This is a genomic window from Aeromonas sp. R7-2, from assembly GCF_040908105.1.
Taxonomy (GTDB): Bacteria; Pseudomonadota; Gammaproteobacteria; order Enterobacterales; family Aeromonadaceae; genus Aeromonas; species Aeromonas caviae.
In genome coordinates, this window is the sequence record NZ_JBFODC010000016.1 from 17,543 (window position 1) to 41,446 (window position 23,904).

The 23,904-nt window shown below is 64.2% G+C and carries 22 protein-coding genes; 11 read left to right on the forward strand and 11 right to left on the reverse strand.

The window, feature by feature from the left end; genetic code table 11:
• Positions 1–121 precede the first annotated feature (121 nt).
• Entirely contained in the window at positions 122–595 is a 474-nt protein-coding gene (gene greB, locus AB5Y47_RS03840; RefSeq protein ID WP_049636698.1) for a transcription elongation factor GreB, read from the forward strand.
• Positions 596–863: 268 nt separating this feature from the next.
• Positions 864–3,170, forward strand: coding sequence for a Tex family protein (locus AB5Y47_RS03845; RefSeq protein WP_323935042.1), 2,307 nt, complete (start codon positions 864–866; stop codon positions 3,168–3,170).
• 58 nt (positions 3,171–3,228) lie between these two features.
• Here AB5Y47_RS03845 and AB5Y47_RS03850 read toward each other — a convergent pair whose 3' ends face one another.
• The 3 genes from AB5Y47_RS03850 to bioH all read right to left on the reverse strand — a co-directional run bounded on the left by AB5Y47_RS03850 (position 3,229) and on the right by bioH (position 5,065).
• Complete coding sequence (locus AB5Y47_RS03850; protein WP_049636700.1) at positions 3,229–3,993, reverse strand: putative metalloprotease CJM1_0395 family protein; 765 nt, start codon at positions 3,991–3,993, stop codon at positions 3,229–3,231.
• Position 3,994: 1 nt separating this feature from the next.
• On the reverse strand, positions 3,995–4,228 hold the full coding sequence (locus AB5Y47_RS03855; protein ID WP_041214075.1) for a hypothetical protein: 234 nt from the start codon (positions 4,226–4,228) through the stop codon (positions 3,995–3,997).
• A 72-nt stretch (positions 4,229–4,300) separates the two neighbouring features.
• Positions 4,301–5,065 (reverse strand): pimeloyl-ACP methyl ester esterase BioH, encoded by a 765-nt coding sequence (gene bioH, locus AB5Y47_RS03860; protein WP_049636701.1) that lies wholly within the window; start codon positions 5,063–5,065, stop codon positions 4,301–4,303.
• A 38-nt stretch (positions 5,066–5,103) separates the two neighbouring features.
• On the opposite strand from bioH, the gene AB5Y47_RS03865 reads away from it, so the two are divergent.
• The gene (locus AB5Y47_RS03865) at positions 5,104–5,832 is read left to right on the forward strand and encodes a ComF family protein (protein ID WP_049636702.1); all 729 of its coding nucleotides are present in this window, start codon (positions 5,104–5,106) and stop codon (positions 5,830–5,832) included.
• Positions 5,833–5,980: 148 nt separating this feature from the next.
• A complete protein-coding gene (nfuA, locus tag AB5Y47_RS03870; RefSeq protein WP_010672549.1) occupies positions 5,981–6,559 on the forward strand; it encodes a Fe-S biogenesis protein NfuA in 579 nt (192 codons plus the stop codon).
• A gap of 69 nt (positions 6,560–6,628) precedes the next feature.
• On the opposite strand, the gene gpsA is transcribed toward nfuA, so the two are convergent.
• The 3 genes from gpsA to AB5Y47_RS03885 are packed head-to-tail and all read right to left on the reverse strand — an operon-like array spanning position 6,629 to position 8,585.
• On the reverse strand, positions 6,629–7,633 hold the full coding sequence (gene gpsA, locus AB5Y47_RS03875; RefSeq protein WP_049636703.1) for an NAD(P)H-dependent glycerol-3-phosphate dehydrogenase: 1,005 nt from the start codon (positions 7,631–7,633) through the stop codon (positions 6,629–6,631).
• 2 nt (positions 7,634–7,635) lie between these two features.
• On the reverse strand, positions 7,636–8,106 hold the full coding sequence (gene secB / locus AB5Y47_RS03880; protein WP_010672547.1) for a protein-export chaperone SecB: 471 nt from the start codon (positions 8,104–8,106) through the stop codon (positions 7,636–7,638).
• A gap of 47 nt (positions 8,107–8,153) precedes the next feature.
• Complete coding sequence (locus AB5Y47_RS03885) at positions 8,154–8,585, reverse strand: rhodanese-like domain-containing protein (protein ID WP_010672546.1); 432 nt, start codon at positions 8,583–8,585, stop codon at positions 8,154–8,156.
• Between the two features lie 348 nt (positions 8,586–8,933).
• Here AB5Y47_RS03885 and gpmM point away from each other — a divergent pair, with 348 nt between their 5' ends.
• On the forward strand, positions 8,934–10,463 hold the full coding sequence (gene gpmM, locus AB5Y47_RS03890; RefSeq protein ID WP_223953939.1) for a 2,3-bisphosphoglycerate-independent phosphoglycerate mutase: 1,530 nt from the start codon (positions 8,934–8,936) through the stop codon (positions 10,461–10,463).
• Positions 10,464–10,472: 9 nt separating this feature from the next.
• Positions 10,473–11,876, forward strand: a complete 1,404-nt coding sequence (locus AB5Y47_RS03895) for a peptidoglycan DD-metalloendopeptidase family protein (RefSeq protein WP_049636705.1) — start codon at positions 10,473–10,475, stop codon at positions 11,874–11,876.
• 290 nt (positions 11,877–12,166) lie between these two features.
• On the opposite strand, the gene AB5Y47_RS03900 is transcribed toward AB5Y47_RS03895, so the two are convergent.
• The gene (locus AB5Y47_RS03900; protein WP_042864588.1) at positions 12,167–12,817 is read right to left on the reverse strand and encodes a Qnr family pentapeptide repeat protein; all 651 of its coding nucleotides are present in this window, start codon (positions 12,815–12,817) and stop codon (positions 12,167–12,169) included.
• A gap of 88 nt (positions 12,818–12,905) precedes the next feature.
• On the opposite strand from AB5Y47_RS03900, the gene AB5Y47_RS03905 reads away from it, so the two are divergent.
• Positions 12,906–13,913 carry a substrate-binding domain-containing protein gene (locus tag AB5Y47_RS03905; RefSeq protein WP_039039499.1) on the forward strand — a complete coding sequence of 336 codons (1,008 nt, stop codon included), beginning with the start codon at positions 12,906–12,908 and terminating at the stop codon, positions 13,911–13,913.
• Between the two features lie 110 nt (positions 13,914–14,023).
• Positions 14,024–14,413 carry a nuclear transport factor 2 family protein gene (locus AB5Y47_RS03910; protein ID WP_202044852.1) on the forward strand — a complete coding sequence of 130 codons (390 nt, stop codon included), beginning with the start codon at positions 14,024–14,026 and terminating at the stop codon, positions 14,411–14,413.
• Between the two features lie 55 nt (positions 14,414–14,468).
• Here the strand turns inward: AB5Y47_RS03910 and AB5Y47_RS03915 are convergent, their stop codons facing one another.
• The 4 genes from AB5Y47_RS03915 to AB5Y47_RS03930 all read right to left on the reverse strand — a co-directional run bounded on the left by AB5Y47_RS03915 (position 14,469) and on the right by AB5Y47_RS03930 (position 18,317).
• On the reverse strand, positions 14,469–15,161 hold the full coding sequence (locus AB5Y47_RS03915; protein WP_210556422.1) for an AraC family transcriptional regulator: 693 nt from the start codon (positions 15,159–15,161) through the stop codon (positions 14,469–14,471).
• A gap of 138 nt (positions 15,162–15,299) precedes the next feature.
• Complete coding sequence (locus AB5Y47_RS03920; RefSeq protein WP_039039502.1) at positions 15,300–15,941, reverse strand: bifunctional 4-hydroxy-2-oxoglutarate aldolase/2-dehydro-3-deoxy-phosphogluconate aldolase; 642 nt, start codon at positions 15,939–15,941, stop codon at positions 15,300–15,302.
• Between the two features lie 9 nt (positions 15,942–15,950).
• Positions 15,951–17,747, reverse strand: a complete 1,797-nt coding sequence (gene edd / locus AB5Y47_RS03925) for a phosphogluconate dehydratase (RefSeq protein WP_368219859.1) — start codon at positions 17,745–17,747, stop codon at positions 15,951–15,953.
• Positions 17,748–17,807: 60 nt separating this feature from the next.
• Positions 17,808–18,317 (reverse strand): gluconokinase, encoded by a 510-nt coding sequence (locus tag AB5Y47_RS03930; RefSeq protein ID WP_368219861.1) that lies wholly within the window; start codon positions 18,315–18,317, stop codon positions 17,808–17,810.
• 165 nt (positions 18,318–18,482) lie between these two features.
• Between AB5Y47_RS03930 and AB5Y47_RS03935 the strand changes: the two genes are divergently transcribed.
• The 3 genes from AB5Y47_RS03935 to recG all read left to right on the forward strand — a co-directional run bounded on the left by AB5Y47_RS03935 (position 18,483) and on the right by recG (position 23,592).
• Positions 18,483–19,844, forward strand: coding sequence for a GntP family permease (locus AB5Y47_RS03935; RefSeq protein ID WP_234888195.1), 1,362 nt, complete (start codon positions 18,483–18,485; stop codon positions 19,842–19,844).
• A 152-nt stretch (positions 19,845–19,996) separates the two neighbouring features.
• Positions 19,997–21,346, forward strand: a complete 1,350-nt coding sequence (pssA, locus tag AB5Y47_RS03940; RefSeq protein ID WP_266109833.1) for a CDP-diacylglycerol--serine O-phosphatidyltransferase — start codon at positions 19,997–19,999, stop codon at positions 21,344–21,346.
• A 176-nt stretch (positions 21,347–21,522) separates the two neighbouring features.
• A complete protein-coding gene (gene recG, locus AB5Y47_RS03945; protein WP_048209245.1) occupies positions 21,523–23,592 on the forward strand; it encodes an ATP-dependent DNA helicase RecG in 2,070 nt (689 codons plus the stop codon).
• The last annotated feature ends 312 nt before the right edge of the window (positions 23,593–23,904 follow it).

The following is a 23,904-nucleotide window of genomic DNA, read 5'->3' on the forward strand; positions in this document are numbered from 1 at the left end:
CCTCATTCGGCCCCGGAGCCGGGAAGGATGGATGGCCAGCTCTGCTTTTTGCTCGACAGCGCGGCGACAATGACTAAGATCCCGAGCAACCGGATGCAATTGGCGAGGGAGTGATAACTCCATGAAAACCAAACTCATTACCCGTGAAGGCTACACCAGGCTCCGGCAGGAGCACGACATGCTCTGGCGGGAGGAGAGGCCCGATGTCACCAAAAAAGTGGCCTGGGCGGCGAGCCTGGGTGATCGCAGCGAGAATGCCGATTACCAGTACAACAAGAAACGCCTGCGGGAGATCGACCGCCGGGTTCGCTACCTGCGCAAGTGCCTGGAAGAGCTGACCATAGTCGACTACTCCCCCTCCCAGGAGGGCAAGGTCTTCTTCGGCGCCTGGGTCGAGGTAGAAAACGACGAGGGTGAGACCAAGCGCTTTCGCATCGTCGGCTATGACGAGATCTTCGGCCGCAAGGATTACATCTCCATCGACTCCCCCATGGCCCGTGCCCTGCTCAAGAAAGAGGTGGGCGATGAAGCCTTGGTGCGAACGCCAGTGGGTGACGCCTGCTGGTACGTCAATGAGATCAGCTATCCCAAATAAGCCAGGCCGACCCTGACTGCCAAATCGGCTGACAAGGCCAGGAGAGACCAAGCATGTCCGCCCACCGGGTATGAGAAACGTCATTTCTGCCGGGGTGGCATCCCGCTGCCCGACCCCATATAGTGCTCACACCCGGCGCCTTGCGGCGCCAACCGGCCCGCGCGGCAGTGGCCTGGCAGGTATCTAAAGTATCGCCAGGACAAACCCCCTGTTCGGCGACATAGCCCCACGCTGGCCAGTTAGACAGGACCCGACCAAGAGACCCTCGATGCAAAGCCACGTAATAGAACATCAGATCGCCGGTGAGCTGAATGCCCGCCCGGAACAGGTGCAGGCAGCCGTTCGCCTGCTGGACGAAGGCGCGACCGTTCCCTTCATCGCCCGTTACCGCAAAGAGGTGACCGGCGGTCTGGACGACAGCCAGCTGCGTACCCTGGAGAGCCGCCTCGGCTACCTGCGTGAACTGGCGGATCGCCGCCAGGTGATCCTGCGCTCCATTGAAGAGCAGGGCAAACTGACCCCCGAGCTGGCCCGCGAGCTGAACGACGCCGACAGCAAGACCCGGCTGGAAGACCTCTACCTCCCCTACAAGCCCAAGCGGCGCACCAAGGGGCAGATGGCCATCGAGGCGGGGCTGGAGCCACTGGCGGATTTGCTGCTGGGTGACCCCATGAAGGATCCCGAACAGGAGGCGGTTCGTTTCCTCAATGCCGAGCAGGGGATCACCGACGGCAAGGCCGCCCTCGACGGTGCCCGTTACATCCTGATGGAGCGTTTCGCCGAGCAGGCCGATCTCCTTGAGAAGTTGCGGGACTACCTGTGGCAGAACGCCACCCTGCGTGCCCGCGTGGTGGCCGGCAAGGAGCAGGAAGGGGCCAAGTTCAAGGACTACTTCGAACACGACGAACCCCTGCACAAGGCCCCCTCCCACCGGGTGCTGGCCATGTTGCGCGGCCGCAACGAGGGGATCCTCAACCTGGCGCTGGTCACCGGCGAGGATGAGGGTACCAGCCCTTGCGAGGGGATTATTGCCCATCACCTCAAGCTCAACCTGCAAAATCGCCCGGCCGACAAGTGGCTGCAAGGGGTGGTGAGCTGGACCTGGAAGATCAAGCTCTCCTTGCAGATGGAGACTGAGCTCATCGGCCGTATCCGCGAGTCAGCAGAGGAGGAGGCGATCAAGGTGTTCGCCATGAACCTCAAGGATCTGCTGATGGCGGCACCGGCCGGCATGCGTTGCACCATGGGGCTGGATCCCGGTATCCGTACCGGCGTCAAGGTGGCGGTGGTCGATGCCACCGGCAAGCTGGTCGATCACGCGACCATCTATCCGTTCGAACCCAAGCGCCAGGTTGACCAGAGTCTCAAGACCCTGAGCGAGCTGTGCCAGAAGCACAAGGTCGAGCTCATCAGCATCGGCAACGGCACCGCATCCCGGGAAACCGACCGCCTGGTGAGCGATCTGTTCGAGCGCTACCCGGCCGCCAAGGCACAGAAGATAGTAGTGAGTGAAGCGGGGGCATCGGTCTACTCCGCCTCCGAGCTCGCCTCCCAGGAATTCCCGGATCTCGACGTCTCCATTCGCGGCGCCGTCTCCATCGCCCGCCGGTTGCAGGATCCCCTGGCCGAGCTGGTCAAGATCGATCCCAAGAGCATCGGTGTGGGCCAGTACCAGCACGATGTCGGCCAGAGCCAGCTGGCCCGCCGCCTCGACGCGGTGGTCGAGGATTGCGTGAACGCTGTGGGGGTGGATGTGAATACCGCCTCGGTCGCCCTGCTCAACCGGGTTTCCGGCCTCTCCCAGACCCTGGCCCAGAACATCGTCGCCTACCGCGACGAGAACGGCGCCTTCAAGAGTCGTCAGCAGTTGCTGAAAGTTGGCCGACTCGGGCCCAAGGCATTCGAGCAATGCGCCGGCTTCCTGCGCATTCGGGGCGGCAGCAACCCGCTGGACGGCTCGGCGGTGCACCCGGAATCCTACCCGGTGGTGGAGCGGATCCTCGCCAAGCTGGAGCAGACCGTGGACAGCCTGCTCGGCAACAGCAGCCTGCTGCGCACCCTCAAGCCCACCGACTACACCGACGATCAGTTCGGGGTGCCTACCGTCACCGACATCATTGGCGAGCTGGACAAGCCCGGCCGCGACCCGCGTCCCGAGTTCAAGACCGCCACCTTCAAGGAAGGGGTGGAGAAAATCAGCGATCTGGTGCCCGAGATGGTGCTGGAGGGTGTGGTCACCAACGTCACCAACTTCGGCGCCTTCGTCGACATCGGCGTCCATCAGGACGGGCTGGTGCACATTTCTTCCCTCACCGATCGCTTCGTCAAGGATCCCCGCGAGGTGGTCAAGGCCGGTGACATCGTCCGGGTCAAGGTGCTGGAAGTCGACGTACCGCGCAAACGCATCAGTCTGACCATGCGTCTGGATGAAAAAGCCGGCCAGCCTGCACGCAAAACGGCCGAGCCGCGTCACACTGGCAACGCCCGACCGAAACAGGCGCCCCGTCAGAGCGCTCCGACCGAGGGTGCCATGGGCAACGCCTTCGCGGCTGCCCTGTCGAAACTGAAGAAATAAGCCCCCAGAATGCAAAAAAGCCCCGAAAGGGGCTTTTTCATGCCTGTACTGAGCGGGATCAAACGTCCTGACTCAGGCTATGCGGGGAGGCTGGCCTCACCGCTTGCTGATAGTGCCTGGCAATCACCTGGTTTCGATTGTCCATATAAGCACCGAGCGGGCCTGTGGTTTCCTGCCTGAGGGTCATCAGATCCTTGCGGGCCTGTGCCTCCTTGCCAGAGGCGGCACGGGCCACACTCATGTCTTGTGACGATGGTTCATCGGGAGCCAGCGCAGCGGCACGCACCTGCTGCATCTTGGCGATGGTCGCGGCGGGATCCCCGGGAATGGTCCCCATGTCGATGACCACCTCCCCCCCGGTGGCATAACGCTTGCCATCCGGCCCACGGGAAAACTGGTAGGTAGGGCTCCCCGCATGCTCGCCGCCGGCTGCCTGGTGAGCCTGCTCATGCTTGCGAACTTCGAGATCCCGTTCGACCAGCGCAGCCACCTGACGCTGCTGCTGCTTTTGCTGCTCCTGCTGTTCACCCTCCTGACGTTGTCGACGCTCCCCCTCCTCCCCCGTTGCCTCGACAAAACGGTGCGCCACCATCACGGGGCCGGTCTGGCCGTTCTCTTTCGTGGACGAGGATGGGGCGGCGGGATTGGCCTGGGCGGCCCGGGCTCTCTCTTTCTGGGAACCGACGCCTGACTCGGCGTTGGACGCCTCACTCTGGCGGCTGGGGGGCACCAGTTCTGCGCGGCGGTTGTCAGTCTGTGCCGATTCCGTCTGCGGCTGCAGTTGATTCGGAATGATGGTCGGCAGACTGACGTTGATGTTCATGTCACACCCGGATATCGATCAGGGTGCCCAGCATGTCGCTGGCCGTCTGGATCACCTTGGCGGATGCCCCGGCATGCAGCTCGGCCACCTTGAGATTCACCAGTTCATCCGGCAACTGCACCTGCTCACCCGCTGGCGTATTGAGACGGGCGATCTGGCTGGAAGCCTGGCCCGCCAACTGCTCGGCCCGTTGGAACCCCTGCACGCCCGCCGTCATGGCTGATTCGATACGCATTGGCACACTCCTCTGTAGGGTTGGCTAATTATCCATCAATCTGACGAGTTATTGAAGCCTGCCGCTCAAATCTCAGTCAATGAACCGCCGCAGGAGGGTGATGAACTGCTCTGGATGGGAGATGAAGGGGGCATGGGATGCCTTCTCCAGCACCAGACTGTGGCTGGCAGGGTAGCGCGCATCCAGCAAGGGAATGGCGGCCTTCGGCACCAGGGTATCCAGCCTGCCGTAAAGACGCAGCCAGGGCAGATCCAGGCCGATCAGTTCATCCCGCAGATCGACCTCGGCCAGCAGACCCAGACCTGCCTCCAGAGCCGCAAGCCGGGGAGCGGGTCGCTCCGCCAGCCAGTGACGCAACTGGCGAATGTCGTTTCTGGCGTGCTCGCTGCCCATGGCCTGGATCGCGAGGAAACGCTCTATGGTCTGCATGAAGTCGCCGGCCAGCATCTGGTTGAACCCCGCCAGCACCTTGGGGGCAATCCCGGGCCACTCGTCGCGGGCCATGAAGCAGGGAGAACTGGCTACGGTAATGAGAGAGTGAAGACGTTCAGGCATGGTCAGCGCCAACTGACTCGCCACCAGACCACCGAGGGACCAGCCGAGCAGATGGCATTTTTCAGGCAATATGGCCGCCACCTGCTCTGCCAGCCAGGGCAGGGTGTAGTCTGTTCCTGATTGCAGGGGGCTGTTGCCAAAGCCGGGCAGGTCCACCAGATGCAGCCGATAGTGGGCAGCCAGTTCTTGGGCAATACCGTGCCAGACGGCCCCGTTCATGCCCCAGCCATGCAACAACACCAGGTCCGGGCCCTGGCCAAACCGCTCAACCGATACGCTCATCTAGACTCAAGATCCCTGTTTATCTGCTTGGAGCCTGCATGTTAAAGCGGCTGCTCGCCAAAGCAAGTCCGATCCTTGGCACCCAGTCCGACTGGCTCGGTCTGTGCCTGCTCTGTCGCCAACCCTGTGACGAGACGCCTTTGTTGTGCTCCTGGTGCCGCCACGCCCAGCACCAGCACGACAGACGATGCCTGATGTGCGCAGTACCGCTGCCGGAGCAACATCGCGAGAGCGAACTGCTGTGCGGACGATGCCAGCGCAGACCCGCCCCCTGGGAGCGTTTGCAGGTGATCGGCGATTATCAGGCACCTTATGCCCAACTCATCCCCCGGCTGAAGTATTCCGGTCAGATCCTGCTCGCGCCGCTGCTTGCCCGCCTGCTGGCAGACCATCTGGATCTCGCCAACCCGCCGCAGGTCATCATTCCGGTTCCCCTGCACTGGTGGCGCCAGTGGTGGCGAGGCTTCAATCAGGCAGAAGAAATCGGCCATGCCCTGAGCGCACTCACCGGCATTCCTTGCGACACCCGCGTACTGCGCCGGACAAGGTCGACCCCGCAACAGACCCGGCTCAGTGCCGGCCAGCGGCGACGCAATCTGCGTGGCGCCTTCGAAATAGAACCTCACCACTACCGGCATGTGGCACTGCTCGATGATGTGGTCACCACGGGCGCCACCGCAGGTCAGCTCACCCGGTTGCTTCATGAGCACGGCGTCACCACGGTGGAGGTGTGGGCCATCTGCCGTACCCTCCGACACCTGAAATAACCGGGCAGGGATCCGGCCCGGGAGTCCGCAGGCGGCATGATTCCGATACGCCCGGGCTCACAGGCTCACCATCGGCACGCTACCCAAGCCCCGCCAAGCGAGTTATCATGAATACCCTAGTCGTACACTCAGGTTTATGAGGATAGTGATGATCAGCATTTCCGACACCGCCCAGGCCCACTTCCGCAAGTTGCTGGAGAAGCAGCCTGATGGCACCAACATCCGGGTGTTTGTGGTCAATCCGGGAACCCAGAATGCCGAGTGCGGCGTATCCTATTGCCCACCCGACGCGGTCGATCCGGAAGATCAGCACCTGCCCTTCAGCGGCTTCGACTGCCTGGTCGATCCCCTGAGCGCCCCCTTCCTGGTGGATGCCACCATCGACTTCGTCACCGATCAGATGGGCTCCCAGCTCACCCTGAAAGCCCCGAACGCCAAGATGCGCAAGGTGGCCGACGACGCCCCGCTGATCGACCGCATCGAGTACGTGCTGATGTCCGAGGTGAACCCCATGCTGGCCGGTCACGGCGGCAAGGTCACCCTGGTCGAGCTGACCGACGACAAACTGGCCATCCTGCAGTTTGGCGGCGGTTGCAACGGTTGCTCCATGGTCGACTACACCCTGAAAGAGGGGATCGAGAAGCAGTTGCTGGAGAAATTCCCGGGCGAGCTCAACGGCGTCAAGGATGCCACCGAGCACCAGCGCGGCGACCACTCCTACTACTGATTTGCCCCCTTGCGGCAAAGAAAAGGCCCCGCCAGCTGGCGGGGCCTTTTGCATGCTGCGGCTGGCAGATCACTCGTCCTTCTTGTCTCGCGACAGCAGGGCGATGGCTGCCTCTTTCGGGTTCTTGCCCTCGTACAGCACTTTGAAGATCTGTTCGCAGATGGGCATCTCGACGCCACAGCGGGCCGCCAGCAGATGCACTTCCTTGGTGTTGCGATAGCCCTCCACCACCTGGCCTATCTCGGCCATGGCGGTGTCAACCGACTTGCCCGCTCCCAGCGCCAGACCGAAACGGCGGTTGCGCGACTGGTTGTCGGTACATGTCAGCACCAGATCCCCGAGCCCCGCCATCCCCATGAAGGTCTTGGCGTCGGCCCCGAGGGCGGCGCCCAGACGCTGCATCTCCACCAGACCCCGAGTGATGAGCGCGGTTCTGGCGTTGGCGCCAAAGCCGAGTCCGTCAGAGAGACCGGCACCGATGGCAATGACGTTCTTGACCGCCCCGCCCAGCTGCAGACCGATGAAGTCCGGATTGGTATAGACCCGGAACGAGCGGCCGCAGTGCAGCAGGTGGGAGAGATCGTCGGCAAAGTCGTCGTGGGTCGAGGCCACCGAGATGGCGGTCGGCAGACCGGCGGCCAGCTCGCGGGCGAAGGTCGGGCCCGAGATGACCGCCAGTGGAATGGCATCCCCCAGCACCTCCCGCGCCACCTCTTGCAGCAGACGGCCGCTGTCCGGCTCCAGCCCCTTGGTGGCCCAGGCGATCCGGGTATCCGGGCGCAGGAAGGGTTTGACCCGGGTCAGTACCTGGCCGAACACATGGCTCGGCACCACCAGCAGCAGCACGGGAGCGGCTTGCACCGCCGCCTGCAGATCCGACGTCAGTTGCAGATCGGCCGGGAAGGGGACATCCGGCAAGAATGCCTTGTTGCAGCGATCCTGTTCCAGCTCGGCGACATGGGCAGGGTCGTGACCCCACAGCAGGGTCGGATGACCATTGCGCGCCAGAGAAATGGCAAGGGCGGAGCCATAAGACCCCGCCCCCAGGACCGAGATTGCGATCTGGTCGGCCATTATCAGGCTTCCGCAGTCGCCTGCTGGGCCTGTACCTGCGCCATGTGCTGGGCGAACAGGGCGTCGAAGTTGACCGGAGCCAGGTTCAGTTGCGGGAAGGAACCCTTGCTCACCAGGTTGGACACCGCTTCGCGGGCATACGGGAACAGGATGTTCGGGCAGAAGGCCGCCAGGCAGTGGGCCAGTTGCGGCTCAGGCAGGTTGCCGATGGTGAAGATGCCGGCTTGCTGCACTTCGCACAGGAAGGCGGTCTCGGTTTCCAGCTTGCAGGTGACGGTCAGGGTCAGCACCACTTCATAGACGCTGTCGGCCAGGACATTGGTCTTGGTGTCCATGTCCAGCTTGACGTCCGGCTGCCACTCTTTCTGGAAGATGTGCGGAGTATTCGGGGCTTCGAAGGAAACATCCTTGGTGTAGACACGCTGGATGTGGAATTCCGGTTGCACTTCCTGGTTGTTGATTTCGTCAGCCATTTCGTTTGATTCCTTTTTAAGATAATGAGTGGGCGCAGGCCCTTAAATCAGCGTTTTTTGGTCACCGGCAGATTGTCTGCACGCCATTGGGCCATGCCACCGCTGAGCACATACACCTGCTTGAAACCGGCCTTGCTCAGTTGGCGACCCGCGCCACCAGCGGTCATCCCCGACTCGCACACCACTATGATGGGGGCATCCTTGTGCTTTTCAACCGGACCCAGATTATTCGCCTGGATCTGGGCGAGCGGCAGGTGATGGGCCCCGGCCAGATGGCCCTTGGCAAATTCATCCTGACTGCGAATGTCCACGACGGTGGCATTTTCACGGTTGATAAGCAGGGTAGCGGCGTGGTTGTTGACCGCCTTCACCGGAGAAAAACGAGCACGCACAGTGGTATACACCAGAGTGCCTGCCAGGCCCAACCAGGCTGCGGTCAGCAGCGGATTGCGGGCCGCGAAATCCAAATACTCTTGCATCTTCTACTATCCAGGGACCAAGACAAGGGCCCGAGTATACATGGGGCCCTGCATAAGATCAGCCATCTTGGCGGCAAAGCGAGAGCAAGCTCCCATCAGGGATGGCTGCCGATTCTTCCTCCTCCAACCGGGCCGAACGAGAGGATGCGCCATGCCGAAAAGAGGGGGGAAACAGCGGAAAACCCGCCGCGGCAGACAAGCCGGCAACATGCCTAAAACAGCGGGATAACAGTTAAAAAGCGAGGCTGGAGAGGGACTTGGCTATCAGGTGACTATTTCGGCAGATGTAGTAATATTACGCTAGTTTCACTTCCCGCAATTCATTCCTATCCGAGAGGACATAGCCTTATGTCAACAGCTAAGAAACCGCTGGTTCTGGTCATCATGGACGGTTGGGGCTACAGCACCAAGCAAGAGTACAACGCCGTTGCTGCTGCCAAGACCCCCAATCTGGATCGCCTGGCCCGTGACTACACCAGCACCCTGATCTCCGGCTCCGGCCTGGACGTGGGTCTGCCGGACGGCCAGATGGGCAACTCCGAAGTGGGCCACACCAATATCGGTGCCGGTCGCGTCGTCTATCAGGAGCTGACCCGCATCTCCAAGGACATCCAGGACGGCGACTTCTTCCAGAACGTCGAGCTGGCCAAGGCTGTCGACGCTGCCGTGACCAAGGGCAAGGCCGTGCACATCATGGGTCTGATGTCCCCGGGTGGCGTACACAGCCACGAAGAGCACATCATGGGCATGATCGAGATGGCCGCCAAGCGTGGCGCCGAGCAGATCTACTTCCACGCCTTCCTGGATGGCCGCGACGTCCCGCCGCGCAGTGCCCAGTCCTCCATCGAGCTGTTCGACGCCCTGTTTGCCCGCCTGGGCAAGGGTCGTTTCGCCTCCATGATCGGTCGTTACTACGCCATGGACCGCGACAACCGCTGGGATCGCGTGCAGCAGGCCTATGACCTGATGACCCAGGGCAAGGGCGAATTCACCGCCGACAACGCCACCGACGCGCTGGCCGCCGCCTATGCCCGCGACGAGAACGACGAGTTCGTCAAGGCCACCCGCATCGGCGACGCTGTACCGATGATCGACGGCGATGCGCTGATCTTCATGAACTTCCGTGCCGACCGCGCCCGCGAAATCACCCGCGCCTTCGTCGATACCGACTTCACCGGCTTCGCCCGCACCGCCAACCCGGCCCTGCACTTCGTGATGCTGACCGAATACGCGGCCGACATCAAAACCGCCTGCGCCTATCCGCCCACCGCCCTGGTCAATACCCTGGGTGAGTGGCTGGCCAAGCAGGGCAAGACCCAGCTGCGCATCTCCGAGACCGAGAAGTACGCCCACGTCACCTTCTTCTTCAACGGTGGCGAAGAGGCGTGCTTCACTGGCGAAGATCGCGAAATCGTGGCGAGCCCGAAAGTGGCTACCTATGACCTGCAGCCGGAGATGAGCTCCGAAGAGCTGACCGACAAGCTGGTTGCGGCCATCAAGAGCGGCAAGTACGACGTCATCATCTGCAACTACCCGAACGGCGACATGGTCGGCCACACCGGCGTGTTCGATGCGGCCGTCAAAGCCTGTGAAGCGGTCGACCACTGCATCGGTCGCGTCACCGACGCCCTGGCGGAAGTGGGTGGCGAGTGCCTCATCACCGCCGACCATGGCAACGCCGAGAAGATGATGGACGAAGAGACTGGTCAGGCCCACACCGCCCACACCAATCTGCCGGTTCCCCTCATCTACTTCGGTCGTAAAGCCGAGGTCGCCGAAGGTGGCAAACTGTCCGATCTGGCCCCCACCATGCTGACCCTGATGGGTCTGCCGGTGCCGCCGGAAATGACTGGCAAGCCCCTGATGATTCTGAAATAATCCTGCCCCATGCGGGGATGCGAAATTATTTCACAGAAAACCAGTCGCGTCGGCCTGTTGGTCGGCGCGCTGTTTTTTTGCCTGATCGGCGGTACCGGCACAGCCCAGGCTGCGAACCAGCAGCTGGGGGCCATGCAGTCCCAGATCAAGGAACAGCAACAGACCCTCAAGCTCAGCAAGCAGGAGCTTGCCAAGCTCAACACCCAGCTCAAGGCTGACGAGCAGGCCATTTCGGCTGCCGCCGCCAAACTCGAGCAGACCAGACAGCAACTCCGGCAGAACCAGCAGAAGCTGGCGTCCCTGCAGCAGGACAAGCTGGCACTGGAGCAGCAAGCAAAACACCAGAAGCAGTTGCTGGCCAAGCAGGCGGAAAGCGCCTTCCAGGCGGGCAACCACGATTACCTCAAACTGCTGCTCAACCAGCAGGATCCGGCCAAACTGAGCCGCGCCCTCGACTATTTCGACTACCTCAACAAGGCCCGTATCGAGGCCATTGAAGCCCTGCGCGCCACCCGTGACAAGCTGGCCAAGAACCAGCAGGCCACCAGGGAGACCGAGAAACGCCTCCAGACCCTGCTCGGCGAGCAGCAGGAGCATCACCAGAGCCTGCTGGCCAGCCAGCAGAGCCGTGCCAAGGTGCGTAACCAGTTGCAGCAGTCGGTGCAGGCCGACGAGCAGAAGCTCGACAAGCTGGTCAAGGCGGAGAAAGCGCTCAAGGCGCGGCTGGAAGAGCTGCGTCGCCAGCAGGAAGAAAAGGAACGCCGCGAACGGGCCGAGCGGGAGCGCCTTGCCAAGATCAAGGCCGAGCAGGAGCGCCAGCGCCGTCTGGAGGCCCAGCGCCTGGCAGCCGAGCAGAAGCGCATCGAGGAGCAGCAGCGGATCGCGGCCCAGCAGCGCCAGGTCGGCGAACAGCAGCGGCTGGCGGCCCAGCAGCAACGCGTCGCCGAACAGCAGGCCAAGGTGGCGCAGCAGCAAGCGGCCGCCCGCAACAGCGCCAAGGCAAGCAGCAACGGCTACGGCGGTCTGAGCACGGGTGGCAACCTGCGCTGGCCGGTGCAGGGCCCCATCCTCATCTCCTACGGCTCGCCACGTACCGCCGAGCTGAAGTGGAAGGGCACTCTGATCGGCGCCAGCGAAGGGACCCAGGTCAAGGCGGTGGCACCGGGCCAGGTGGTCTACGCCGACTGGCTCGACGGCTTCGGCATGCTGCTGGTCATCGACCACGGCAAGGGCTACATGAGCCTCTACGGCCACAACCAGTCGCTGCTGCGACAGGTGGGACAAAAGGTGGAGCAGGGTGAGCCCGTGGCTCTGGTCGGCGACAGCGGCGGACAGGAGCGCTCCGGCCTCTACTTCGAGATCCGCTATCAGGGCGAGGCCATCAACCCGACCAAGTGGCTGGCCAGACGCTAAGCCCATCTTGGCGGGGCCATCAACCCGGCCAACTGCCACAGGCCAGACGCTGAGTCCACCTTTGCGGGGCCATCAACCTGGGCCAACAACATCTGGCCAGACGCTAGGGGTCAGCGCCCCTCATCCCCAGCCCTTCTCCCGCGAGGGGGGCAGGGAGCAAAAGACAGCAACACCGCGTCGTTTACCACTTCACCTGACAAAAAGTCTGCATCGCGCAGGCTTTTTACTTGGCAGGGGAGGCACCACACCGCCCGCCCCGATGATGAAAACTTACCTCTTTTCCATCCCGCTCAGGGGAAGACCACCAGCCCGATCTGCTCCAGCAGCCCCTGCTGCTGATCTTCATTGATCTGCACCCCAGCGAGGTTGACCCGGCGCAGATCCAGACCGGGCAGATCGCACTGGCGCAGATCGCAGCCTTGCAGGTTGAAGCTGGTCCAGTCGATTTGCCCGAACTCGGAGCCGCTGAGATCCGAGCCCGCCAGGGAGGCGCCCAGCAGGTTGGCCCCCTGCCAGCGGTTGCCGGCAAGCTCGCACCGCTCCAGCAGGCAGCTTTCGAAGTTGGCGTAGCTGAAGTTGTTGCCGGTGAGGTGGGCTTCGCAGAAGTAGCTTTTGGCGGTGATCCGGTTGGCGAAGCTGGCATGGGCGAAGTTGATCCCCATGGCCTGGCAGTCGCGCATCTCCAGCCCAAGACACTGGCTGCGGCCGAAGTCCGCCAGGGTGAGATCGCAGCGCAGGAAGCTCGCCTCCCTCAGATCGCAGCCCTGAAACAGGCATCCCAGCTCCCGTTCCCTGTCATAGAAGCTGCAGTCGACGAAGCGGCTCTCCCCGAGATCGAGCCAGGAGAAGTGGCAGCCGATGAAGCGGCACCCCTGGAACTGCTCCCCCTCCACCTCCTGCTGCTCGAAGTGGATCCCCTCGAAACACCTGCCCTTGATCATCCCCTGCCCCCTGTTGATGGCGTCATATGCTGACATTGCCGTGCAAAAACGGTAATGTTACGTGTAACATTTTTTGCCGGATCCCCAGATGAACGACACCCGCAAGCGCCGCCCTACCCTGCAGGACATTGCCGACCTGACCGGTGTCACCAAGATGACCGTCAGCCGCTACCTGCGCGACCCGTCCGCCGTGGCCGAAGGGACCCGCGAGCGCATCGCCGCCGCGGTGGAGGAGCTCGGCTACATCCCGAACCGGGCGCCGGACATGCTCTCGAACGCCACCAGCAAGGCGATCGGCATCCTGATCCCCTCCCTCTCCAACCAGGTCTTCTCAGCGGTGATCCACGGCATCGAGGCGGTGACCCGGCCCGCCGGCTACCAGACCCTGCTCGCCCACTACGGCTACAGCCCGGAGCGGGAGGAGGAGCAGGTCGCCTCCCTCCTCTCCTACAACGTGGACGGGCTCATCCTCTCGGACACCCAGCACACCGAGCGCACCCGCAAGATGATCGCCACCGCCGGCATCCCGGTGGTGGAGACCATGGATCTGCCCCTCTCCCCCATCGACATGGTGGTGGGCATGGATCACCGGGCCGCCGCCCGGGCCATGGTAACAGAGATGCTGCGCCGGGGACGGCGCAAGGTGATCTACCTCGGCGCCCGGCTCGACGTGCGCACCCAGCTGCGAATGGAAGGCTACTACCAGGCGATGGCCGATTTCGGTCTGACCGGCCAGCACCTGCTGACGGAGCAATCTTCCAGCTTCACCCTGGGGGGAGAGCTGCTGGCCCAGGCCATGGCGCGCTTCCCCGATCTCGACGGCCTGTTCTGCACCAACGACGACCTGGCAGTGGGAGCCCTGCTGCAATGCCAGGCCAGGTGGATCCCGGTGCCCCAGCAGGTGGCCATCGCCGGCAGCAACGCCCTCGACATCGGCCACGCCATGACCCCCAAGCTCGCCAGCATCGTTACCCCCCGCGAGACCATAGGTCGCGAAGCCGCCATCATGCTGCTGGCCCGCCTCGGCGGCCAGCCGCTGGCGACCAGGTGCAAGGACATCGGCTTCTCCCTCTATGAGGGGGAAAGCCTCGGCTGATCCCCGGCCATCATGGCGCGTTCGACCGCCATGATGGCGCCTTCCCCCCTCTCCCCTCGCCGTCCCCTGGCCTATGCTGGCTCCTCCATCCACCCTGTCAGGAGCAGACCATGCACCACACCGAACGATTGAAAGCCTGCCTGCAGCGCGTCATCTGCGATCCCGCCTTCCCCCTGGCGGAGCTCGACGCCTGGTTCACCCCCGACTACTGCCAGGAGGTGAACGGCGAGCGGCTCGACTACCCGGCGTTTCACCAGCACATCGCCACACTGCGCCGCCATCTGGCCGGGGCGAGCATCGAGTTTGTCGCCACCCTGGCGCAGGGGGAGCGGGTGCACTCGACCCATGTGGTACGGGCCACCCGCCAGGACGGCGGCACCCTGATCTGCAAGGTGAGCGGCCTCTTCACCTTTCGCGGCGATCGGATCTGCCACACCGACGAGGTGACCTGCCTGCTGGCAGGCAGCAAGGAGGATGCGGATATCGGCTCGCGGCGCTGACTGCCGGCAACCCGCAGACACCGCCATGGCGGGCAGGAAGGCAGACAATGCGCCCTCAGGCCGCCGGTTCGCGCCGGGCAAGGCGCTGGAGGGCGCGGGACAAGGCGCCGGGATCCTCGTAGCCGAGCCGATCGGCGATCTGGGCCAGCGTGAGCCCCCGGTGCTGCAACTGGCGCGCCCGTCCCAGCACCACCTGCTCCCTCCATTGGCGAAAGCTGCACCCCAGCTGCTGGAGGAAGAGCCGGTTGAGGGTGCGCACCGAGGCGCCGCAATCTGCCGCCAGCGCCGTCAGCGTCAGATGGATGGCGGGTGCCTGGCACACCCTGTCCAGCACCCGCAGCAGGCGCGGGTCCAGCTCCCCGGTGAGGGGAATGCGCGCCGCGAGCGGGTCGGCGCGCTCCAGCTCCTGGCAAAGCACTGTCAGATAGGCCCCCTTCACCTCCCCCTCGGCCAGCTCGGGCAGGCGGGCGAAGAGGCCCGCCAGCAGCGGGCTGGCCTGCAAGGGGCCGAAGGCGGTGCGGGCCGACGTCGGCACATAGAGGAGGGAGAGCCGGGAGCGGCGCAGCACGCGAAACTCGTGCTCCCACCCCGCCGGAATAAAGCAGATCTGGCCCGCCACCAGCAGTTCTCCCTCCCCTCGCCCCGTGATGATGCCGCCCCCGTCGTGCAGATAGCAGTATTGGGCATGGGGGTGGCAGTGCAGCGCGGTGAAGTGCCCTTGCGGGTAGGATGGATGCAGACAGGACATGAAGGCTCCAGGGGAGAGGGGCGGCCCCCGACCTTAAGCCAGGGCGAGGCCGGAAGCAAACGGCCCACCCCCTCCGGGGGCGGAAAAACAGCAGGCCACCCGGGGGTGGCCTGTTTAATTTTTCTAAACGATATTTGCTTAGCGTTTAACCAATTCAACCGCTTCCCGGGAGAGGCGGGTCACCTCCTCCCAGTTGCCGCTCTTGACGGCGTCTGCCGGCAGCATCCAGGAGCCGCCGACGGTGGCCACACATTTCAGCGCCAGGTAGTCGGCCACGTTTTTCGGGCCGATGCCGCCGGTGGGGCAGAATTTCACCTGGGGCAGGGGCGCCGCGATGGCGGAGAGTGCCTTGGTGCCGCCGTTCGCCTCGGCCGGGAAGAATTTGAGGTGGTCGTAGCCTGCTTCCAGCGCCTGCATCACCTCGGACGGGGTGGCCACCCCCGGGATCAGCGGCGCCGTGCTCTTGGCCGCGTGGGCCAGCAGGGCCGGGGTCATGCCCGGGGAGATGACGAAGCGGGCACCGGCAGCGACGGCGGCATCAAACTGCGCGCAGTTGAGCACGGTACCGGCACCGACCATGGCATCCGGCATCGCCTTGGCGATGAGGGCGATGGCGTCCAGCGCCACCGGGGTGCGCAGGGTGATCTCGAACACCGAGATGCCACCATCCAGCAGGGCCTTGGCCATCGGCAGGGCCTGCTCCAGGTCGTTGATGACCATCACGGGTACCAGGGGGGAGGCGGCAAACACCTCGGCAGGGGTCACTTTCCAGTTCTGCATAGCTCTTCCTTAGTCAAAGATGGTGGCGCCGCACTCGGCGCTCGATACCGCGCGACGCATCACGCTGAACAGTTCACGGCCCCACCCCTCTTGTTCCAGGGTGAGGTCGATCTCGGCCTGGGTACGGCCGCTCAAATCGGTCAGGCAGTCGAGGCGGCCAGACTCGGCATCCACCCGCAGCAGGTCGCCATCGGCGAGCAGGCCGATGGCCCCGCCGTGCAGCGCTTCCGGGGTGACGTGGATGGCGGCCGGGATCTTGCCGGAGGCGCCGGAGAGGCGACCATCGGTGACCAGGGCCACCTTGTGACCCGCCTTCTGCAGGTTGCCAAGCACCGGCATCAGCTTGTGCAGCTCCGGCATGCCGTTGGCGGCCGGGCCGTTGTGGCGCACCACGATGACGGCGTCCTGGTTCAACTCACCAGCCTTGTAGGCCGCCTCCACCGCATGCTGGGAGGAGAAGACCCGGGCCGGGGCCTCGATGACCCGATACTCGGGCGCGACGGCGGAGACCTTGACCACGGCGCGGCCCAGGTTGCCCGCCAGCAGCTTGGTGCCGCCGGTGGCCTGGAACTCGCTGCCAGAGGGGGAGAGCACGCTCGGATCCCCGCTCTCGCCCACCGGTTGCCACACCAGCTTGCCATCCACCAGTGCCGGACGGCTGAGGTAGTCCTGCATCTCGCCGAAGACCGGGGTGGCATCCATGTGGATCAGCCCTTCTTCGGCCAGACGACGCATCAGGCCGGGCACGCCCCCCGCCTGCTCGAAGGCGTTGACGTCCGCCGGGCCGTTCGGGTACATGCGCACCAGGAGCGGCACCACGTCGGAGAGATCGCTCAAGTCGTCCCAGGTCAGCTCCAGCCCGGCGGCGCGGGCCAGCGCCACCATGTGGATGCTGTGGTTGGTGCTGCCGCCGGAGGCGAGCAGGGCCACCAGGCCGTTGACCAGGGCGCGCTCGTCGATCACCGCACTCAGGGGGCGATAGGCCGGGGAGCCCGGGATCATGGCGCTGATGCGGCGGGCCGCTTCCTCGGTGAGGGCGTGGCGCAGCTCGCTGTGCGGATGCACGAAGGCGGAACCCGGCAGCATCAGGCCCATGGCTTCGAACACCAGCTGGTTGGTGTTGGCGGTGCCGTAGAAGGTGCAGGTGCCCGCCGCGTGGTAGGCGCCGCACTCCATCTTGAGCAGGGCGTCGCGGCCCACTTCACCGGCAGCGTACTGCTGGCGCACCTTCACCTTCTCGTCGTTGCTGATGCCGCTCGCCATGGGACCGGCAGGCACGAAGGCGGTGGGCAGGTGGGCGTGGGAAAGCGCCCCCATGATCTGGCCCGGGGCAATCTTGTCGCAGATGCCGAGCAGCAGGGTGGCGTCGAAGGTGTTGTGGGAGAGGGAGACCGCGGTGGCCTGGGCGATGAGGTCCCGGGAGAAGAGGGACATGTCCATCCCCGGCTGACCCTGGGTCACGCCGTCGCACATGGCGGGCACGCCGCCGGCGACCTGGGCGCTGTGGCCGAGCTCGGCCAAGGCGCCCTTGATGATGTCCGGGTAGCCCTGATAGGGCTGATGGGCACTCAGCATGTCGTTGTAGGCGGTGACGATGGCCACGTTGGCGCGGGTCATGTCGAGGATGCGCCCCTTCTCGTCACAGCTCGAGGCGGCCACGGCGTGGGCCAGGTTGCCGCAGGAGAGGGAGGCGCGGGTCTTGCCCTGATCAGCCTGGCGCTGGATGCGGGCCAGGAAGTGGGCACGGCGGGCGGTGCTGCGCTCGCGGATGCGGTTGGTCACCTGGGTGATCACGGGATGGGTCATAGCTTTATCTCCAACTCTATATACGGGCGCGGTCGGCCGCAGCCGGGCGCGCGACATGGCTCATTGCGCCTGCGTCAGCGCGGTGACGGCACGGTCGACCACCTGTTCGAAGGTCCCGTCGATATCGATGCGAAACACGCCGGGCTCGCCATCCGGTCGCTCCAGGGTATCAAACTGGCTTTGTACCATGGCTTCGCGCATGAAGTGGCCCTGCCGTGCCCGCATCCGTTCGAGAATGAGGGACTGGCTGCCATCCAGAAACAGGAAACTCACCGAGTCGTTGCCCTCGCGGATCTGGTCGCGGTACTGCTTCTTGAGGGCCGAGCAGACGATGACGCCGGGCTCGTTCTTGCGCTCCAGGCTGTAGGCCGCATCGCGGATCCGCTCAAGCCAGGGGGCTCTGTCTTCATCGTTGAGCGGGTTGCCCGCCGCCATCTTCTGGATGTTCGCGCGAGGGTGCAGATCATCGCCGTCGATGAACTTGGCCCCCAGGGCATTGGCCACCTTGAGGCCGATGCTGGACTTGCCGCTGCCACACACACCCATCACGATAATGCACTTGCCCGCCATTATTTGACCTCTCTCTCACTTTTCAAAAAACGTTCGCCTGATGGGTTCTAAGCTACCACGTTACCGGTAACATGTTACCGGTAACGTTTCGCAATGTGAAGTGCAGCACAGAAATGTGCAGAACAACAACTAGAACCATTTGAGGACAATTTTATGGACGGAGCAATGAACACACCCGATGTCGCCTATCTGCTCTCGGTAGCGGGCGGAGCCATTGTCATGTTGCTGGTGCTGATCATGCGATTCAAGGTACATGCCTTCGTGGCATTGACCCTGGTCAGCATGCTGACGGCCCTGGCCACCGGGGTCACCTATGACCAGGTGATCCCCACCATGCTGACCGGTTTCGGCGGCACCCTGGCCTCGGTCGCGCTGCTGGTCGGCCTCGGCGCCATGATAGGCAGGATCCTGGAGATGACGGGGGGTGCCAAGGTACTGGCCGATACCCTGATCAACCGCTTCGGCTCCCACCGCGCCCCCTTCGCGCTGGGTGTGGCCTCCCTGCTGTTCGGCTTCCCGATCTTCTTTGACGCCGGCCTCATCGTCATGCTGCCCATCATCTTCAGCGTGGCGAAGCAGTTCGGCGGCTCCGTCCTCAAGTATGCCCTGCCCTCCGCCGGTGCCTTTGCGGTGATGCACGCCTTCCTGCCGCCCCACCCGGGCCCGGTGGCCGCCAGCGAGCTGCTGGGTGCCAACATCGGTCTGCTCACCATCGTGGGCCTGCTGGTCGCGCTGCCCACCTGGTATCTGGGTGCTTACCTGTTCGGGCTCTGGTCCGGCAAGAAGTTTGAGCTGCCCCTGCCCCCGAGCTTCACTGCCAGTGCCGAGCAGCTCTCCGACAAGGTGCCGAGCTTCGGCCAGGTGATCTCCATCCTGCTGCTGCCGCTGGTGCTCATCTTCATGGATACCGGCCTCAATACCCTGAGCGTCATGGGCGTCATCGACAAGGGTGCGGACTGGGTCAACGTGCTGCGCATGGTCGGCAAGACCCCGGTCGCCCTGCTCATCACTGTGCTGTACGCCCTCTGGATGTTCCGCCAGAGCCAGGGCAAGGTGCAGCTCGAGAAGTTCTGCAACGACGCCCTGGCCCCGGTCTGCGCCGTCATCCTGGTCACCGGTGCCGGCGGCATGTTCGGCGGCGTATTGCGGGCGAGCGGCATCGGCACCGCGCTGGCCGACGTCCTCTCCGATACCGGCATGCCGGTGATCCTCGCAGCCTTCCTGGTGTCCGCCGCGCTGCGGGTCGCCCAGGGTTCCGCCACCGTGGCCCTGACCACTACCGCCGCCCTGATGGCGCCGACCGTGGCCGCCACCACCGGCCTGAGCGAGCTGGACCTGACCTTCATCGTCATCGCCATCGCCGGGGGCGCCACCGTGCTCTCCCACTTCAATGACTCCGGCTTCTGGCTGGTCAGCCGCTTCCTCAACATGGACGAGAAGACCACCCTCAAGACCTGGACCGTGATGGAGACCCTGCTCGGCACCATCGCCTTCCTCATCGTGGCCACGGCCAGCGCCATCCTCTGACGGAAACACATCGGGGCCGCATCCGTCGGCCCCGATGTGATATTGCACCGACTTTTTACGGATTCTTGCTTGGGCCCATCGCCACAGATTGCTAGAATTGCCTATTCTTCGCCCCGAGTGGAACGCTTCATCCCGTGATTTCAGGCTTCTCTATGCATTCATCGGCACATTATCGACAGTTGCTGACCCGCTTACCCCAGATCGCGGTCGCCGCGGATCAGTTCCAGATACTCAGCAGCGCCAAAGACTTCAAGAGCCGGATCCTGTCGCTCATCGCCCATGCGACCCAGCGCATCTATCTGATCGCGCTCTATCTGCAGGATGACGAGGCGGGACGGGAGATCCTCTCCGCCCTCTATGCCGCCAAGCAGCGCAATCCCTCTCTCGACATCAAGGTGTTCGTCGACTTCCACCGCGCCCAGCGCGGCCTGATCGGCAAGGGCAAGCAGGGGGGCAACCACCTGATGTACCAGGCCATGGCCGCCAGCCACCAACACCAGATCGAGATCTACGGCGTGCCGGTCAAGGGCCGCGAGCTGCTCGGGGTGCTGCACCTCAAGGGCTTCATCTTCGACGACACCCTGCTTTACTCCGGCGCCAGCCTCAACGACATCTACCTGCACCAGCAGGAGCGCTACCGCTTCGATCGCTATCACCAGATCCACAGCCCGGCACTGACCCGCAGCATGGTCAACTACGTGGATGACGTCTTCCTCGGCAGCGAGGCCGTCCAGCGACTGGATCGCACCGGCATCCCCGGCGCCAAGCAGCTCAAGGGACCGATCCGCCGCTTCAAGCAGCGCCTGCGCCTCTGCCAGTACCGCTTCGAGAGCATCCAGCCCAACGATCGGGAGATCGCCGTGACCCCCATGGTGGGCCTGGGCAAGCGGGGCAACCAGCTCAACCGGATGATCCGCAACCTGGTGCGGGCCACCGAGCGGGAGATCTTCATCTGCACCCCCTACTTCAACCCCCCCAAGGAGTTGAACAAGGACGTGGAGGCGCTGCTCAAACGCGGCTGCAAGGTGACCATCGTCGTGGGCGACAAGACCGCCAACGACTTCTTCATCCCCCCGGAGGAGAAGTTCTCCACCATCGGCGGTCTGCCCTATCTCTACGAGACCAACCTGCGCAAGTTTGCCGAGCGCAACCAGCACCACATCGACAACGGCCGGCTCAACCTCATGCTCTGGTGCTGCGAGAAGAACTCCTATCACCTCAAGGGGATCTTCGTGGATGAGGAGTGGGCCCTGCTCACCGGCAACAACCTCAATCCCCGAGCCTGGGCGCTGGATCTGGAGAACGGCCTGCTGGTACACGACCAGCACCATCACCTGCGCGAGCAGTTCAGTGCGGAGCGGGAGAACATCCTGGCCCACACCCGCCGCATCAGTCACTTCGACCAGATAGAGCAGATCAAGGATTACCCGGATCAGGTGCGCAAGCTGCTGGCCCGGATCCACAGGGTCAAGGCTCACCTCCTGCTCAAGCGCATCCTCTGACCGCCAGGGCGCCCCGTCAGTGAAAAGGCCTGCCGTTTCCGGCAGGCCTTTTTCATGGATGACCCTCCCCCCGCTCCCTTGCCCACCAGCCCGGAACGGCACAACGCGGCTTGCATCGAGGCCGCAACAACCCCTATCATCTGGACATATTTACAGTGTTTTCGGGCATCTAATTGATGAAATTGGATAAAATCTCCCTCGACAGCCTCAAGGGTGTCGGCAGCAAGATGCTGGAGAAACTCGAGCGGCTGGGGCTGGCCACGGTACAGGACCTGCTGTTCCACCTCCCCCTGCGCTACGAGGACCGCACCCAGGTGTGGCCCATCGGCGATCTGCCGCCCGGCCTGCACGGTGCCGTCGAGGGCGAGATCCAGGACACCCAGCTGGTGATGGGGCGCCGCCGCATGCTGGTGTGCCGTATCAGCGACGGCACCGGCAGCCTGACCCTGCGCTTCTTCAATTTCACCGCTGCCCAGAAAAACAGCCTGGCCCAGGGCCGCCTTATCCGCTGCTTTGGCGAGACACGTCCCGGCAAGTACGGCCTGGAGATGGCCCACCCCGAGTACAAGCTGCTCGGCGAGGAGCAGGCCGGCCAGACCGAAGAGGCCCTCACCCCCGTCTACCCCACCACAGAGGGGCTGCGCCAGCTCACCCTGCGCAGCCTCACGGATCAGGCCCTGGCCCAGCTCGACCTCTACGGGGTCGAGGAGCTGCTGCCTGCCGGCCTCTATCCCCAGCAGATCGATCTTGCCGCCGCCCTGAAGCTGCTGCACCGCCCGCCCCCCTCGGTGGCGCTGGCCCTGCTCGAGAGCGGCCAGCACCCGGCACAGCAGCGGCTGGTACTGGAAGAGCTGCTGGCCCACAACCTCTCGGTCTTGAAGGTGCGCGCCCAGGCACAGACCCAGCTGGCCCGTGCCCTCAAACCCGCTCCCGAGCTGGTCCGGCAGCTGCTCGGCGCCCTGCCGTTCACCCCCACCGGCGCCCAGAGCCGGGTGGTGGCGGAGATCGGCCGGGATCTGCAGCAGAGCCACCCCATGATGCGGCTGGTCCAGGGGGACGTGGGCTCAGGTAAAACGCTGGTCGCGGCACTGGCCGCCCTGCAGGCCATCGGCAACGGCTGCCAGGTGGGGCTGATGGCCCCGACCGAGCTGCTGGCCGAACAGCACGCCATCAACTTCGCCAGGTGGCTGGAACCGCTCGGCATCAAGGTCGGCTGGCTGGCGGGCAAGCAGAAGGGCAAGGCGCGGGAAGAGGCGCTGGCCGCCATCGCGGACGGCAGCGTCAAGATGGTGGTGGGCACCCACGCCATCTTCCAGGAGCAGGTGGTGTTCCAGCGTCTGGCCCTGGTCATCATCGATGAACAGCACAGGTTCGGGGTGCATCAGCGCCTCGCCCTGCGGGAAAAAGGAGAGCGGGAAGGGGTGCATCCCCACCAGCTCATCATGACCGCCACCCCCATCCCCCGCACCCTGGCGATGACCGCCTATGCGGACCTCGACACCTCCATCATCGACGAGCTGCCGCCGGGCCGCACTCCCATTACCACGGTCGCCCTGCCGGACAGTCGCCGCCAGGACGTGATCGAGCGGGTGAGGCTCGCCTGCGAGGAGGGCAAGCAGGCCTACTGGGTCTGCACCCTGATCGAGGAGTCGGAGGTGCTGGAGTGCCAGGCCGCCGAAGACACTGCCGCCGAGCTGCAAACCCTGCTGCCCGGCCTGCACATCGGCCTGGTACACGGCCGGATGCGCCCCGTCGAGAAACAGCGGGTGATGGAGGAGTTCAAGGCGGGCATACTGCAACTGCTGGTCGCCACCACCGTCATCGAGGTGGGGGTGGATGTGCCCAATGCCAGCCTGATGATCATCGAAAACCCGGAGCGACTGGGGCTGGCCCAGTTGCACCAGCTCCGCGGCCGGGTCGGGCGGGGGTCGGTGGCCTCTCACTGCGTGCTGCTCTATCATGCCCCCTTGTCCAAGACCGCCCAGAGCCGCCTCGGGGTACTGCGGGAGACCAATGACGGCTTTCTCATCGCCCAGCGGGATCTGGAACTGCGCGGCCCAGGCGAGCTGCTCGGTACCCGCCAGACCGGCCTGGCCGATCTCAAGATCGCCGATCTGGTGCGCGACCAGCCGCTCATCCCTCAGGTGCAGAAGATGGCGCGCTTCCTGATGGACAAACACCCGGCTCATGTCGAGCCCCTGATCCGCCGCTGGCTGGGCCTGCGAGACCACTACTCCAATGCTTGACCAAGGCAGATGCAGAAGAGGGTCACCTTGCCTGATGGATAAACACCCGAGCCATGTCGAGCCCCTGATCCGCCGCTGGCTGGGCCTGCGAGACCACTACTCCAATGCTTGACCAAGGCAGATGCAGAAGAGGGTCACCTTGCCTGATGGATAAACACCCGAGCCATGTCGAGCCCCTGATCCGCCGCTGGCTGGGCCTGCGAGACCACTACTCCAATGCTTGACCAAGGCAGATGCAGAAGAGGGTCACCTTGCCTGATGGATAAACACCCGAGCCATGTCGAGCCCCTGATCCGCCGCTGGCTGGGCCTG